The 14,322-nt window shown below is 38.1% G+C and carries 14 protein-coding genes and 4 tRNA genes; 3 read left to right on the forward strand and 15 right to left on the reverse strand.

Annotated elements, in window-relative coordinates; all coding sequences use genetic code 11:
* Positions 1 to 477: 477 nt before the first annotated feature.
* Positions 478 to 804: a hypothetical protein gene (locus tag MKL36_RS08595; protein WP_000469224.1), complete on the forward strand. Its 327-nt coding sequence runs from the start codon at positions 478 to 480 to the stop codon at positions 802 to 804.
* Here the strand turns inward: MKL36_RS08595 and MKL36_RS08600 are convergent.
* The 6 genes from MKL36_RS08600 to MKL36_RS08625 form a co-directional block, all read right to left on the reverse strand.
* On the reverse strand, positions 801 to 1,271 hold the full coding sequence (locus MKL36_RS08600; protein WP_001102888.1) for an AnBLUF65 family BLUF photoreceptors: 471 nt from the start codon (positions 1,269 to 1,271) through the stop codon (positions 801 to 803). The genes MKL36_RS08595 and MKL36_RS08600 overlap by 4 nt on opposite strands.
* Positions 1,272 to 1,434: 163 nt before the next feature.
* Positions 1,435 to 1,797, reverse strand: coding sequence for a NirD/YgiW/YdeI family stress tolerance protein (locus MKL36_RS08605; protein WP_000721827.1), 363 nt, complete (start codon positions 1,795 to 1,797; stop codon positions 1,435 to 1,437).
* A 286-nt stretch (positions 1,798 to 2,083) separates the two neighbouring features.
* A complete protein-coding gene (locus MKL36_RS08610; RefSeq protein ID WP_000690470.1) occupies positions 2,084 to 2,728 on the reverse strand; it encodes a glycosyltransferase in 645 nt (214 codons plus the stop codon).
* Positions 2,725 to 3,324, reverse strand: coding sequence for a class I SAM-dependent methyltransferase (locus tag MKL36_RS08615; protein WP_000581929.1), 600 nt, complete (start codon positions 3,322 to 3,324; stop codon positions 2,725 to 2,727). Before MKL36_RS08615 ends, MKL36_RS08610 begins: the two co-directional genes overlap by 4 nt.
* Positions 3,299 to 4,093, reverse strand: a complete 795-nt coding sequence (locus tag MKL36_RS08620; protein ID WP_021511598.1) for a PIG-L deacetylase family protein — start codon at positions 4,091 to 4,093, stop codon at positions 3,299 to 3,301. The genes MKL36_RS08615 and MKL36_RS08620 overlap by 26 nt, the downstream gene beginning before the upstream one ends.
* Complete coding sequence (locus tag MKL36_RS08625) at positions 4,081 to 5,055, reverse strand: hypothetical protein (RefSeq protein ID WP_031223082.1); 975 nt, start codon at positions 5,053 to 5,055, stop codon at positions 4,081 to 4,083. The genes MKL36_RS08620 and MKL36_RS08625 overlap by 13 nt, the downstream gene beginning before the upstream one ends.
* Positions 5,056 to 5,353: 298 nt before the next feature.
* Here MKL36_RS08625 and MKL36_RS08630 point away from each other — a divergent pair, with 298 nt between their 5' ends.
* A complete protein-coding gene (locus tag MKL36_RS08630; protein ID WP_001094391.1) occupies positions 5,354 to 5,587 on the forward strand; it encodes a DUF2171 domain-containing protein in 234 nt (77 codons plus the stop codon).
* A gap of 146 nt (positions 5,588 to 5,733) precedes the next feature.
* On the opposite strand, the gene MKL36_RS08635 is transcribed toward MKL36_RS08630, so the two are convergent.
* The 3 genes from MKL36_RS08635 to MKL36_RS08645 form a co-directional block, all read right to left on the reverse strand.
* Positions 5,734 to 7,131, reverse strand: coding sequence for an amino acid permease (locus MKL36_RS08635; RefSeq protein ID WP_069370311.1), 1,398 nt, complete (start codon positions 7,129 to 7,131; stop codon positions 5,734 to 5,736).
* A 103-nt stretch (positions 7,132 to 7,234) separates the two neighbouring features.
* The gene (locus tag MKL36_RS08640; RefSeq protein WP_021511595.1) at positions 7,235 to 8,803 is read right to left on the reverse strand and encodes a CoA-acylating methylmalonate-semialdehyde dehydrogenase; all 1,569 of its coding nucleotides are present in this window, start codon (positions 8,801 to 8,803) and stop codon (positions 7,235 to 7,237) included.
* 110 nt (positions 8,804 to 8,913) lie between these two features.
* Positions 8,914 to 10,296 (reverse strand): aspartate aminotransferase family protein, encoded by a 1,383-nt coding sequence (locus tag MKL36_RS08645; protein ID WP_086374164.1) that lies wholly within the window; start codon positions 10,294 to 10,296, stop codon positions 8,914 to 8,916.
* A 97-nt stretch (positions 10,297 to 10,393) separates the two neighbouring features.
* On the opposite strand from MKL36_RS08645, the gene MKL36_RS08650 reads away from it, so the two are divergent.
* Positions 10,394 to 11,311 carry a LysR family transcriptional regulator gene (locus MKL36_RS08650; protein ID WP_000802863.1) on the forward strand — a complete coding sequence of 306 codons (918 nt, stop codon included), beginning with the start codon at positions 10,394 to 10,396 and terminating at the stop codon, positions 11,309 to 11,311.
* A gap of 57 nt (positions 11,312 to 11,368) precedes the next feature.
* Here MKL36_RS08650 and MKL36_RS08655 read toward each other — a convergent pair.
* The 6 genes from MKL36_RS08655 to MKL36_RS08680 all read right to left on the reverse strand — a co-directional run bounded on the left by MKL36_RS08655 (position 11,369) and on the right by MKL36_RS08680 (position 14,236).
* Positions 11,369 to 11,442 (reverse strand) — tRNA-Trp (locus MKL36_RS08655).
* A 65-nt stretch (positions 11,443 to 11,507) separates the two neighbouring features.
* Positions 11,508 to 11,592, reverse strand: a tRNA-Leu gene (locus MKL36_RS08660).
* A 27-nt stretch (positions 11,593 to 11,619) separates the two neighbouring features.
* Positions 11,620 to 11,693, reverse strand: a tRNA-Trp gene (locus MKL36_RS08665).
* Positions 11,694 to 11,747: 54 nt separating this feature from the next.
* Positions 11,748 to 11,832, reverse strand: a tRNA-Leu gene (locus tag MKL36_RS08670).
* A 105-nt stretch (positions 11,833 to 11,937) separates the two neighbouring features.
* Positions 11,938 to 12,741 (reverse strand): protein kinase domain-containing protein, encoded by an 804-nt coding sequence (locus MKL36_RS08675; protein WP_021511593.1) that lies wholly within the window; start codon positions 12,739 to 12,741, stop codon positions 11,938 to 11,940.
* Positions 12,728 to 14,236, reverse strand: coding sequence for a DUF3336 domain-containing protein (locus MKL36_RS08680; RefSeq protein WP_021511592.1), 1,509 nt, complete (start codon positions 14,234 to 14,236; stop codon positions 12,728 to 12,730). Before MKL36_RS08680 ends, MKL36_RS08675 begins: the two co-directional genes overlap by 14 nt.
* Positions 14,237 to 14,322 lie beyond the last annotated feature (86 nt).

Consider the following 14,322-nt stretch of genomic DNA (forward strand, 5'->3'; position numbering starts at 1 on the left):
CAAATTATAAAAACTCATATTAATTAACTTTTTAATAACAATATTTTTAATTCATCAAATTTTATTTAAAAATAATAATTGAATATCTGATGTTACTTTTTGTTATTTATGTAAAGACCATCCCAACAATAATTTTAAATAAACATATGTAAAATATAAATTTTTATTCATACAACTTTGTAAAATTAGGTTATTTTTTATACAAATGTAGGCAATGTCTCACAATTATGTAAGCCAAAACTTACAACATAATTGATTGTTTTTCCTATAATTAATTTCAGTACATATAAGCACTCTTTACTATTAAATAGAAAGCTGAATATTAATAAAGAGATCTGGAGAAAATGATAAAGTCATCTTTATTAATATAAAAAGTCTCAATAATAGAAAAAGAATCTCAAAAAATAAATATGTACTATCTTTCCTCTGGAAACAGAGGAAAGATTACTTTTTAAATCTTCAGATAGGATATAAAGAATGTTTATTGCAAAAAATATATTTGTATATTTACTATCAATGTTAGCTTTATGCTTACTAATTATTCTTTTTAACTATCTAGGAATGAATCAGACACTAAATCTCATCATTTCTTCAGCGCTCTTTGGAATATTTATTACTTGGTACTACAAAGGAAGCGGACTGTGTATTGCCCTTTTTAGCTTTTTTTACTGGGCAATGTTTGTGATTAGTCAAAGTTTAGAAGTGATATGGATGCTGTCGATTTCAGTAATTGTCTATTTAGTCATGACACAAATCGTACCTAAACTCAAACACATCCATATCGGTATCGCATCTAATAGCTAGAACGGGTTTACTCCCCTATTCACCATTCCAACTTTTTTAACCGTATTCATCTTAGTTTGCTCTGCAATTAAGAGTTCATTTAAGAAAAATTTGAGGTTTTGCTGGTTCAGCAAAAGCGGGTTAAAGGTATTCTCTCCCATGTTAAGAAAGAAAGCTTCAATATTTGTATTACGCTGCACGTATTTCATTGACCAACGCTGAAAAGAGTGTTCATCAATGGAGTATGTGCATAACCATTTAATATTATAATGCCTTTGATCTTTTTGAATTTTTTCAAATAATCTTTCAACGACCTCTTGTTCGCCTTCTAGACATTGAAAAAATGCATTATCGGCATAATAAAGCACCCCACAAATCCCGTTTAAATCGTTGAAATCACGAGCTTCTGTCAGAATATCACGTAAATCTTGTAGCAAATCTTCATTTTTTTCATTTCGTTGGCTGGCATAACACAGGCGAACGTTCATAAGACTTCCGTGAAATATAAAATTTCATTATTAATGGAATTTTCAACTTAACATACCTTTATTTAAAATACTTTATATTTCATTATTATAAAAAATTTATAAGCTTGCTTATTTCAATAAAAAAGCCCGAATCTAGTTCGAGCTTTTTATTTAAAATGAAAAATTATTTAACACGTTCAATTTGTAATACTTCAATTTCAGTCGGTTTAACGCGGTGGGTATCAACCTCACCTACAATACGCACTTTATCTCCAACCTTTAACTGCCAACCATTTGCCAAATCATCATCGACATCAATCACGATTGAACCTGTTTTGTCTTTAAATTCATAATGGTCGCCAGCAATATGCTTAACGATAGTACCAGTTAAGGTTACCCCTGTTTCATCAGCTAAAGTTTTAGCTTTTGAAACAGTGACTACATTTTTTGCTGCTTGATTAAGTAAAGCGGGATCTGTTCTTGCAAATGCTGCACTACTAGTTAATAAAACAAGTCCAGTGAGTGTGGTGAATAATATTTTTTTCATGAATGTTCTCCTCGTTATTTTATCTATAGCTATCTAAACAATTTGTGAAAACAGTGAGTTTTAGCTTTTGTGACTTTTTGTGTCATCGTGTCAGATATACAGCACTATTGTTGAGAAGGTCTTTGCGTTGGCCTAGATGTTTGTATGGTCATAATGAAAAAAAACCACATCGGGTGATGTGGCAAAAAGGTATAGCTCAATGAACACTAAAACACTATGTATAACAGAGGATCTGAGTTTAGAATATATTTTAATTATTAAAATAATCTTAAGAAAATAATTTTAATTAAAGATTTTCTAAAAATTTTGATAAGCCTTCCGGCGCTCTTCCTTCGAGTCGACTACTGGTAGTTACCCGAACTAAATTGCTCCATGTAATATTACAGCACTGCCTTATCAGTTTTTGAATGAGTGAAACATCTTCATGGCAAGGAACAGGCTCAAAACCGCCTACTTGCATATAAGCAGCAGCACTAAAACTTAAATTTGCGCCATGAATATGGTGATGATCCATACAATCCTGATAATGCGATAAATATTTTTTTTGTTTCATAACTGATAAACGGCTAAGGTCATCTAAAGTCACAATACCGCAAATTGCATCTGTAGGTTGATGCAAAATCTGGCAGCGTAACCAGTCAGGGCTGACCACACTATCAGCATCGGTACAGGCCAGCCAAGTTGCGCCGTTTTGAATAAGTTGGCGGATACCTAAGTCCCGTGCTTTTCCGACACATGCATAATTGCATTCAATCCAGCTTACTCCGTAGCGCTGTACAATTGAGCGCGACTGATCCGTACAACTATCAAGTACAACCATAACCTCGACTTGTTCATCCGGTACTTTTTCAATCGCCTCCTGAATTGATTGCAAACAGGCGGGCAAATGTTGCTCTTCATTATGCGCTGGAACTACAACACCTATTTTCATCGTAATTGTTCTCGCTGAGCTATTGATGAAGGATTAACCGTCCAAACATCGACCATAAAGTCCGGATCGTTCAGACTTAAATAGTGATGAAATGGAAAAGATTGTTGAAAGCTTTGATGGACTTTTTGGGCATTCAATTCAAAATCCTGAATATCATGTCGCCAATGGCAACACAAAATTTCCCCTTCCGGGTTTAAGGCCTGCTTTAACTGTTCAATAAACTCACCTAACTCATCGAATGTGAGGTAGTACGCCACTTCGCTAATTACAATCAGGTCAAATTTTTGTTCATAAAAATCTTCAGGTATTTTTCTATTTTCAACAGTCACATGTTCAAATGCTTCTAACCGTTGGGATGCGAGCTGAACGGCTTGCTTCGACACATCAATACATAACAGACGAGCAGCGCGCTGAGCCAGATAAACACTTAAATGCCCATTTGAACAGCCAATTTCTAAAACTCTTTCGTAGTGTGGTCGCGTTAATAATGCAAGGCAGATTTGTCTTTTACGGGCTTCATACCAGTGATAGTCATAGCCCCACGGGTCATTATTACTACGATACAACTCTTCAAAATACACACGAGAATGAATCACTCAGATATACCTCATAAGGCATTAAAAGACGGCTAATCGCACTTGAGGATAAAACGGCGGAATTTCCTGTGCTCTCATCGGCTTCAAGTTGTGTTTTAAATTGCATAACCGCCTGATGTTTTTTAATTAACTGGTTTTCAGTTAAGGCATAAGCTTTTGCTTTGGACCAGTTAATTCGTGTGTCAAAAGGCTCTGCCCAATGCCATGCCCAAATCAATACATGCAAACATAGTAAGTCCCGAGCTTCGGCAAAAGCTTGTACTGTTTTCCCGACAGCCTCATGATCTGGATGGCCATCAAGTGCATAGCTACAAATTAAAATATCTTCGGGCTGAACTATTTGGCTAAGCGCCTGATTCAATTGATCAGTCTGTAAATGAATTTGACCATCCATTAGATTTAAACCAATCCGTTCAGAAAAAGCTGAAATACCTAAAGTGTTTAAAGCAGCCAGTGTTTCTTGCGGACGTAAATCGTTCAATTGGTCAGGAGTATATTTCACTGAATGAGGATGGCTTTGTGTTCCATTACTGACTGCCAAAATGACAATATGACAGTTTTGCTCAACTAGCTGCTGCATTAAACCACCACAACCCAACACTTCGTCATCAGGATGCGGAGCAACAATCACCACTCTTTTAGACTGAAATAACTTTAAATTCAGCTGATCTAAAGGATTCTTTTTAAATGCCTCAAGCCACATGAATTCGGGTGTACCTTCACCTGAAATCATACGGTCCTCTACTAAGGGATGCTTCAAAGTTCCCATAAGCTTTTCTCCGGTAAACAGAGCTCAGCAATAGACTCATAATCAAAAGCCGCATGGCTCTGTCGGATAAATACTGGTAAATCAGCGATGAGCTGTGAAAATGTAGGCTCTTCACAATAAGGACGCGCGCCCAAAGCTTTACCAACGAGTTGAATAACACTCTGGCAGCATTGTTCTGTTTGGGCACGTAATATACGGATTTCACGCTCATGGCTGAGCGCAGGCTCATCATCAATGAGCTTGGCAATATATTGAAAATACTGTTTGGTTACAGAGAGCTGTTGAGCCAACTCCCCTAAATACATTTTTTTAAATGCGTTTGGGTTAAGGGTGCAACTTTTATGTAAGAAGCTAACCAAGCGTACCGCGGCACCATACCAACAAGCCGCAACACCAGCAGCACCATGCCAAAAACCCGGACGCTCCAAATAGCAATTTGGCAGTCCGATAGGAATAACAGGAGTATTGTCAAAATGCACTTGAGCTGTTTGGGTTCCCTGCATACCGACTGCTTGCCAGTGGCTCAAGTCAACATGAACAGAGAGATGAGCCAAATCAACGATACAAAGCTGTGCTTGGCCTTCTTTGTCCTTATAACTCATTAGGGCTTTTTGAATAAACTCTGCACCTGAGCACCAGGTTTTTATGCCATTACAGTGATTGTTCTGGACCTGTACAGGTGCCGGCCCGCCATCTGCTGCCCATACCGCCCAAGTTTGGTCATCGATTTCGTCTTGATAGCCCAATTCATTTAGAATACTTAAAGCATCATGATGTGACTCAAATAATTTAGCGAGACTTAAATCATACCCTGCAATTTGAGCAAACAATTGCCATCGCTGATAGGTATGACCTGAAGCTGGATAAGGCAAACTTTTAGATAAACTTACCAATTGGTAGAGTAAATCTTGGCGGAGCTGACTTTTGTTTTCGGCCTGAGCATGTTCAAATTCATTCAACATACTCAAGATTGTCATATTTATAGATATTTTAATATTCATTACAAATAATTATTCAAAAGTATTCACTTAAACATATCGAAATAATTCTGTTTAATTAAAGATATAAAATGTAATAAAAAGATATTTTCTATAACTTTATTCAATGAATATTTCTTTTTATTTCATTGTTACCTAAATATATCGCTTAAGTGAAATTATAAAATAATCATGTAAGGTTTATTAAAAATTAAGGATTTCTGCCGTTTTATCCAGTAATTTAGTTTCTACCGTTTTTCTATTTCCAAAGAAGAGGTCAAAGATGAATACTTTAAATATTAATGATATTAAAAAACATGCAGACGTTATTGCTTCTTGTGGCACCAAAGTAGGAACTGTTGATCATCTTGAAGGTGAAAATCAGTTAAAACTCACCAAAGATGAAAATGATCAACATCATCTTATCCCTACTTCATGGATTGGGGAGGTAAAAGAAGATCAAGTCATTTTAAATAAAAACTCAGAAGAAGTTAAAGAAAACTGGCAAGCGATTTAAACGTCTTTGCTTAGTTAGCTTTTAACTCTTTATATTATTATAAAAATCCAACTACAATTAAAATAAAATAATTAGAATTAAAAAAGTAAAAAGCTCCTTTTTATTAAGGAGCTTTTTATTTATATGGTTAAAAATTAATTTAATATTTATAAATTACTCTGATTGATCGCAACCGAACGGGTTGCTTTACGCTTTCGGGTCACAAACAAACCGCAAACCACCACACCTAAGGTTACACCTAAAGATAGAGTCGTTTCATAACTATAGGCTGGTGAGAAGAACATATAAGCCAATACACTTAAAATAATGATAATCACAAACCAAGTCAGCCATGGGAATAACCACATTTTAAATGGAATTTCCGCTCCAACTGCTTCTAGCTTATGTCTTAAACGTAGTTGTGAAAACGCAATAACCAAGTACACGAGTAAAGCAATTGACCCTGTGCTTGAGAGCAATAAGCCAAAGACTTTTCCAGGAAATACATAGTTTATGACACAGCACACTAAACCAATAAAAGTTGAGGAAAACACCGCAATTGCTGGTACACCAGCATAGTTCACTTTAGTGACTGCCTGCGGTGCTTCATTGCGTGTTCCCAAACGAAATAACATACGAGAAGACGTATAAATTGCGGCATTCATACAGCTCGCTACGGCGATAAACACGACCGTATCAATGATGAGTTTAGTGCCCGGTACGTTTAAGCTCATTAAAACGTATTGGAATGTCCCGTACTTTTGTAAGTCCGGTGAACGCCAATCGACAAGTGAAACGGCAATAAACATTGAGACCACAAAGAAAAGAATAATACGGTACAGCACCAAATTGGTGGCACGTCTAATTTTTTGTTTAGGGTTAGATGACTCGGCTGCGGCAATCGAGACAATTTCCACACCAAAGAATGAAAATGCCGTAATTAAAATGGCAGATAAAATGCCTCCCATGCCGTGCGGCATAAAGCCAGCGTTGTTATATAAATTGGCAACGCCGCTAACATTTTTTGCTAAAGGCCAAACACCTGAAATTGCCAAAATACCAATAATAATGAAACCAATAATGGCAACGACTTTGACTAATGAAAACCAGAACTCAAACTCACCAAAACTTTTGGTACTAAAAAAGTTGGCTAAGCTTAAGAACACAATAAAGCAAAACGCATAGATAGAAACTGAAACGCTCGGAAACCACGAATGTAAAATTTCAGCACCTGCAATGGCTTCTACCGGAATCGCAAGTACCCAAAACCACCAATACAACCAGCCAATGGTAAAGCCTGCCCACGGGCCAATTGCTTTACGGGCATAGGTAGAAAATGAACCGGTGTCCGGCTCTAAAACGGCCATTTCACCTAACATACGCATCACCAGAAATACCATAATGCTGGTAATCAGGTACGCAAGAATCACTGCGGGGCCTGCCTTGGCAATTGCAGAAGATGAACCGACAAATAAACCAGCACCAATAACACCGCCAATACTAATCATTGTGATATGGCGATTTGAAAGTCCTTCGCCTAATTTTTTTGTTCTATCATTATTCATATTTCATTCCTTAAAAATATATCCATCAAAACGATCTATTACATTTCAAAATCCTACAGTCATGAAAAAAGGGAAAACTGCTGTTTTCCCCTTGTTGCAATAATTAATTTAAAGTTGGCATTGAAAATTGTTTTGCTTCACGGACTTGAGCAGATGGCCAACGCTGTGTAATAGTTTTACGGCGTGTGTAGAAACGGACACCATCTGGACCATACGCATGTAAATCACCAAACAACGAACGTTTCCAACCACCAAAGCTATGGTAAGCAACAGGAACTGGTAAAGGCACGTTAATCCCCACCATACCGACTTGAATGTGATTGCTAAAATAGCGTGCTGCTTCACCGTCACGAGTATAGATACAAGTACCGTTACCATATTCATGGTCATTAATGAGTTGCATCGCTTCTTGCATGGTATTTACACGCATAACTTGCAACACAGGACCAAAAATTTCTTGTTGGTAGCTGGTCATGTTTGGTGTGACTTGATCAATTAAAGTTGGTCCAACAAAGAAACCTTTTTCATAGCCTGCCGGTTTTGCATCGCGGCCATCGACCACAATTTTTGCGCCTTGCTGCTCTGCGCTTTGAATATAAGCCTGCACTTTGTCTTTATGCGCTTGGGTAATAAGTGGCCCAAAGTCGTTGCTTGCATCTGCATAGTGGCCGAACTTCAATTTTTTCATTTCTTGAGTCAGCTTATCAATCACAACATCGGCAACTTCATCTCCAATGGCAACCGCAACCGAAAGTGCCATACAACGTTCACCAGAAGAGCCAAAAGCTGCACCTAACAATGAAGTTACCACGTTATCAATATCGGCATCAGGCATAATAATCGCATGATTTTTTGCACCGCCTAATGCTTGGCAACGTTTACCTGTTGATGTTGCGGTACGGTAAATATATTCAGCAATTGATGTTGAACCCACAAAGCTGACTGCCTGAATACGAGGATGATGCAATAAGGCATCTACCGCCTCTTTGTCACCATTCACCACATTAAACACGCCATCAGGTAAACCTGCCTGTTTTAAAAGTTCAGCAAGGAATAAAACCACAGAAGGTGCTTTTTCAGAAGGTTTTAAAACAAAGCAGTTACCGCAAACCAGTGCCATTGGGAACATCCATAACGCCACCATGGCCGGGAAGTTAAACGGTGTAATTCCAGCAACAACACCTAGCGGTTGGAACTCACTCCATGAGTCGATATCTGGTCCGACATTTTTTGAAAACTCCCCTTTTAAAAGCTCTGGTGCGCCGCAAGCATATTCAACATTTTCAATACCACGTTGCAGTTCGCCTTGAGCATCATGAGAAATTTTACCGTGCTCTTGCCCAATCAAAGCGCAAATCTTTTCGGCATTTTGCTCTAATAATTGTTTGAACTTAAACATGACACGTGCACGTTTAATGACCGGTGTATCTCGCCATGCAGGAAATGCTTGTTCGGCCGCCTGAACTGCTTCATTTACCGTTTGTGCATCTGCAATTTCGACTTCTTTACTAATTTCACCCGTCGCAGGATTGTAAACTGGCTGTTTTCTTGCCGTTTTAGATACAATTCTTCCTTGAATGAAATGCCCTAGCACTTTTTTGGCTTGTTCACTATGCGTACTATTTTCAGTTGAAACTTCGTCATAGCTAAAATCTTCTAGGCCATTTGTCATTGTTGTTACTCCTTACTACAATTAGTTTTCAAATCAAACTGCATTTTTCATTTAGATTTTGAAGATGGGTCTGTTGACATTACAGACCCCGATAAAATGCCTAATAAACTTTAATTCACTTGATAAAGTGCATCGCCCACAGCATTCATTAAGCGGTCAATATCTGCTTCTGTACTATTAAACATTGGACCGAACTGAAGCGTGTCGCCACCAAAGCGAACATAGAAACCTTCTTTCCAGAGTTTGATACCAAGCTCAAAGCCTCGGATGGTGGCATCACCATCACGCGGAGCTAACTGCAAAGCACCAATCAAGCCACAGTTGCGAATATCTAAAATATGCGGTGCGCCTTTTAAACCATGCAGCATTTTTTCAAAACTTGGTGCCAATGCTGCCGATTGAGCCAACAGGTTTTTCTTCTCTAAAATTTCAAAGGCAGCTAAAGCGGCAGCACAAGCAACCGGATGTGCCGAATAGGTATAGCCGTGAGTAAATTCAATGGCATGCTCTGGTAAGTCTTGCTGCATAAAGGCAGAGTAAATTTCATGGCTTGCCACCACTCCACCTAAAGGAATAGCACCATTGGTCACCTGTTTCGCAAAATTCAAAATATCTGGTGTTACCCCAAAATATTCTGCTGCCGTCCACGTTCCTAAACGCCCAAAACCTGTAATCACCTCATCAAAAATTAACAAGATGTCATGCTCATCACAGATTTCTCTTAAACGTTGTAAATAGCCTGTTGGCGGCACAATACAACCCGCAGAACCAGAAATAGGCTCCACAATGACGGCTGCAATATTTGAAGCATCGTGTAGCTCAATTAACTTAAGCATTTCATTGGCGAGTTCTACCCCGCCTGTTTCTGCACAGCCTTTGGTAAAAGTTAAATTCGGCTGCAAAGTATGAGGTAAATGGTCTACATCCATCAGTTGTCCAAACATTTTACGGTTGCCGCCAATCCCACCTAAACTTGTCCCCGCAACGTTCACACCATGATAGCCACGGGCGCGACCAATCAATTTAGTTTTACTTGGTTTACCTTTAATGCGCCAATAGGCACGTGCCATTTTTATAGACGTATCCGCCGACTCTGAACCTGAGTTGGTAAAGAAAACGTGTTGTAGTTTTTCAGGCATATGCTGAACAATTTTATCTGCCAGCTTAAAAGACAATGGATGACCAAATTGGAAAGCCGGTGAGTAATCGAGCTGACCTAACTGAACATTTACCGCTTGTTGAATTTCGGGCAAGGTATGACCTGCACCACACGTCCATAAGCCTGAAAGTGAATCGAATATTTCACGGCCAGAATCATCAATCAGATAAGACCCTTTGGCACCCACAATCATACGTGGGTCTTTAGCAAAGTTTCGGTTTGCTGAAAAAGGCATCCAGTGTGCCTGATAATTTATGTGCATATTATTATTAGGTTGAACCGCATCCAAAGTATGTTCAGAGTCGCTGAATTTATCCGTATCAAACATAACCATTCCTGTTTATTTTCAAATTATGGTTTGAGTGTACATAGCGAAATAAGTTTGATAAATTCAAATTATCTTGAGTTTAGATTTAAAAAAACAAAACTAAATGAAACCTAAAAAATTAAATCAAGTCACTGATTTTGATATAAAACTTCTCAAAATTTTTAAAACGGTTTGCGACTGTCACAGCTTTACATCTGCAGAAAGTATTTTAGGTATTAGCCGCTCTGCAATTAGTTTGCATATGAGTGATTTAGAAAATCGTCTGGGCATTCGGCTGTGCCAACGTGGCCGTGCCGGCTTTGCCCTGACCGATGAAGGACGGGAAATTTTAGAATATATCGAAGTGCTGACAGCAGCCATTGAAGACTTCCGTTCTAAAGTCAATCAAATGCATAACCGTCTTAAGGGTGAATTTAATATCGGCATTATTAACAACCTTGTGACTATGCCTAGAGGCTATATCACCAACACCTTGACACAACTTGCCGAGGAACATGCCGAGGTTATTATTAATATCAGTATGAGCACCCTTTCAGATATTGAGTGCCGTGTACTTGATAACCGTTTGCACGCAGGCGTTATCCCCCTTGTTACGCCTTTGTCTGGTTTAGACTATTTTGATTTATATAGTGAAAGTTCATTTTTATATTGTGGCAAAAATCATCCTTTATTTAACCAATGTAGCAACATTCATTTAAATGAATTAAAAAAATGGCAAGCAATTCTTCCTAATTATGCAATTACCTCGGAAGCAGCCAAGTTACATCAGCTTTTAGACTGTAAAGCGACCGCAAGTGACCGCGAAGGTATTGCCTTTCTCATTTTAACCGGAAAATTTTTAGGTTTTTTACCCGACCACTATGCAAAAAAATGGGTTGAAGACGGTGTTATGCAGCCTGTTTTAAAAGATAAAATGCACTACAGCACCCCTATATGCTTAATTACTCATAAGGGTAAAAATCACAATAATATTTTAAAAACCTTTATGGAAATGCTTGAGAAGCGAATAGCTAACAATTAAAGGTACGTACTAATATTGAAATAAAAAAGCTCCACAAAAGGAGCTTTTTTAGAATCTTGGCAGAGGATCAAGGACTCGAACCTTGACGAACGGTTTTGGAGACCGTCATGCTACCATTACACCAATCCTCTATAGACAATTAAACCATTCAGATTTAATCATAAAAAAAGCAAGATCATCGTCTTGCTTCTTTCTATGGTGGGGGCGAAGAGACTCGAACTCTTACACCTTGCGGCGCTGGAACCTAAATCCAGTGCGTCTACCAATTTCGCCACGCCCCCATCTGGGACATTTATTTAAAATAAATGTGGCAGAGGATCAAGGACTCGAACCTTGACGAACGGTTTTGGAGACCGTCATGCTACCATTACACCAATCCTCTTCCGAGATCTAGATGTCTTAACATCTATATCAAACTTTAAGACTTAACTTAAAGTGGTGGGGGCGAAGAGACTCGAACTCTTACACCTTGCGGCGCTGGAACCTAAATCCAGTGCGTCTACCAATTTCGCCACGCCCCCGATGGCTGTGTATATTAGCGATAAGATCTAACAGTGACAAGTGTTTTTTTTTCAAAAAAAACTGACCGAGTAATTTGTATACAGTTAATAGATCAATGATTTTTATCAGGTTGAGAGCGCTTTTAAGCAATTTATCGCTTCATGTACATTTGAAAACCGGTTTTGCTGCTGTTTTTGTAACAAGTCTGAAAGTAGTGGCAAGAAAATTTGGAACGAACTTGGTAATTCCACATTTAATTTTTGACAGTGCAATACCGCCCACTCATGGTAACTATTTGCTTGTAAACGAGTTTGTGTTAACCATTCATACAATACGATTCCCAATGCATATAAATCACTTTGAACGGTTTTATTGGCACCATGAAATAGCTCTGGCGCCATATACCGTGGTGTAGCATCAGTTATTGGATCAGGGCTTGAAATAAGTCGTGTTTTTTCAAAGTCAATTAAATAAAGCTCTTGCTTAAACTTTCGAAAATGTTCTTTTTTAATATCACCATGAATCCATCCTAACTCATGAAGCTCTGCCAACTTAACAAGTGCCAGATAGATTTTCTCATTTATATTTTTTAAATTTTGCTTTTGATCTAAATCATCAAACCAACAATCTGTATCCGGTAAAACTAATACTCTTCCTTGAAATTGTAGTTGTTGAGAAACAGTACTGCCCTCAATAATTTTAAATGGCAAAAGCCAATTCGCTTTTTTATATGTAATATCTTCATAAAATTGCAATTCATGCAAAAAATCTTGCTCACTTTGAGCATGTACATTTGGCAAATGAAATTTTAACCAGTAGGAATCAGCATCTATAGTACATGTCCATAGATGCCGTCCTAAAGCTTCACTTCTAGGCTTTGTCACACATTTTAGGTTTTCTATATGAGAAGCAAAATCATGCTTCAGCATAATAAGATTCTGGCTGTTGTTCCTTTTCTTCAAAACGTAAAACTTCTAAACAGTGCTGAATCGTTTTACCAATACGCGCGTGCGTTTCAATAGAAGAGATTTTTGGCCAAGTCGCGCGCTCGCCTTCTCGCTGTAAACGTTTAAACAAATGTGGGCGTGGGTTTTGTAGCGTATAGGCATAATGTTTTAAGCTATATTTAGCAATAATATTAACATCACCATAATAGCGCTGCCCTACTACGCCATATCCATGATCGAGCAGTCTTCTTACGGGTGAAATTGCACCTAATCTTTGACGTGTAAAGTCCATCAGCCCCATTGAAAGTACTTTACCTTGGCGTCTTAAAATTCGTTCAGGCCAACTTAAAACGTCTTTACGGAAACGGCGCGCATCATCTTGCATAAACGGTACAACATGCGGATTCACTTGACTGGCAATGGTGTAGTTTAAATTATAAAGTCTTGCCATTCTTTCTTGTGGGAAATCGCTACGTACACTACCGTCTACCCATTTAGTATTTGCCATATATGGAGTATGTTCACCATCATAACGCTTACTGGTTAAACGCACAGGTGGAAATAAAACTGGCACAGCACAAGAAGCCAATACTGCACTCCAAACCAAAACATTTGGAGTCATAATCGCATTCATAATTCGAGGGTTTTCAGTTGCATCGTACGGCGCAACAGCGACATTAATATTCAAACCTGATTTTTTGAATGCTTCTTCAAAAGTAAGATCACCTAAATTTTCAATTAAGAATTTTTTTAAATAGTGAACATCGGCAATCCCACCATTCCCTTTTATAAGTTCACGAAGTTTTCTAAAGTGAAAAGCATCACTAAAAAATTGCTCACCATTTAGCAAGTTTTGGATATCTTCACTGGCAGAAATTCCCAACATACCCGTCATAATGGCACCCGCACTTGAACCAGACAGGACTTTAGGCATTAAATCTTGTTCAATTAAAGCTTTACATACACCAGTATGAAAAAGACCTAAGGTTGCTCCGCCCGAGAACATAAGAGCAGGTTGTCCATATGCTTTTTCACAGTTTTCAAAAAATTCGATTTTTTCTTTTCTTTGGAATGTAATACATTCACTAGATGCAATGTAAGCCAAACTTTGGCTGACTTCTTCAATATAATCTTCAATTAATTTTTTTGTGCCTACATGTGTGGCGGCAAACAACATAGGGTGGCCAATATTTGCAATATCGTAGGTCAACCCTTCTTTTAAAAGATAAATCAAATCTAAAGTGCGGTGCTGCTGACGGTATCTTTTCAGTAAAGTGTAACGATAAGAAATGAGCTCGGCATCGAAGTAAGGCGAACTATTATCAAACTTCCACTCTTGTGCCCCAGTTTCTTCATCCAGTTTTAATGCAAAAGACTTCCACTCTTCATAAGATTCAGCCATGTCTAACTGACGTTGTAATTTTTTGATACGGTAAGCCTGATGCGGATTCATATCACTTCGTATTTTTTCAAACATATTTCGTCCTCATCTTCACAGATGATTTTACTGAATAGACATGACAACACTATGCGCGGTCTGAACATTTCAATCAATTGCAAAAC

This window comes from Acinetobacter sp. AOR12_HL, from assembly GCF_027855275.1.
GTDB lineage: Bacteria > Pseudomonadota > Gammaproteobacteria > Pseudomonadales > Moraxellaceae > Acinetobacter > Acinetobacter baumannii.

Bases quoted from the DNA above. Each gene is read 5' to 3' on its own strand.
- MKL36_RS08595 (WP_000469224.1), top strand. From the start codon at position 478: ATGTTTATTGCAAAAAATATATTTGTATATTTACTATCAATGTTAGCT.
- MKL36_RS08600 (WP_001102888.1), bottom strand. From the start codon at position 1,271: ATGAACGTTCGCCTGTGTTATGCCAGCCAACGAAATGAAAAAAATGAA.
- MKL36_RS08605 (WP_000721827.1), bottom strand. From the start codon at position 1,797: ATGAAAAAAATATTATTCACCACACTCACTGGACTTGTTTTATTAACT.
- MKL36_RS08610 (WP_000690470.1), bottom strand. From the start codon at position 2,728: ATGAAAATAGGTGTTGTAGTTCCAGCGCATAATGAAGAGCAACATTTG.
- MKL36_RS08620 (WP_021511598.1), bottom strand. From the start codon at position 4,093: ATGGGAACTTTGAAGCATCCCTTAGTAGAGGACCGTATGATTTCAGGT.
- MKL36_RS08625 (WP_031223082.1), bottom strand. From the start codon at position 5,055: ATGTTGAATGAATTTGAACATGCTCAGGCCGAAAACAAAAGTCAGCTC.
- MKL36_RS08630 (WP_001094391.1), top strand. From the start codon at position 5,354: ATGAATACTTTAAATATTAATGATATTAAAAAACATGCAGACGTTATT.
- MKL36_RS08635 (WP_069370311.1), bottom strand. From the start codon at position 7,131: ATGAATAATGATAGAACAAAAAAATTAGGCGAAGGACTTTCAAATCGC.
- MKL36_RS08640 (WP_021511595.1), bottom strand. From the start codon at position 8,803: ATGACAAATGGCCTAGAAGATTTTAGCTATGACGAAGTTTCAACTGAA.
- MKL36_RS08645 (WP_086374164.1), bottom strand. From the start codon at position 10,296: ATGGTTATGTTTGATACGGATAAATTCAGCGACTCTGAACATACTTTG.
- MKL36_RS08650 (WP_000802863.1), top strand. From the start codon at position 10,394: ATGAAACCTAAAAAATTAAATCAAGTCACTGATTTTGATATAAAACTT.
- MKL36_RS08675 (WP_021511593.1), bottom strand. From the start codon at position 12,741: ATGCTGAAGCATGATTTTGCTTCTCATATAGAAAACCTAAAATGTGTG.
- MKL36_RS08680 (WP_021511592.1), bottom strand. From the start codon at position 14,236: ATGTTTGAAAAAATACGAAGTGATATGAATCCGCATCAGGCTTACCGT.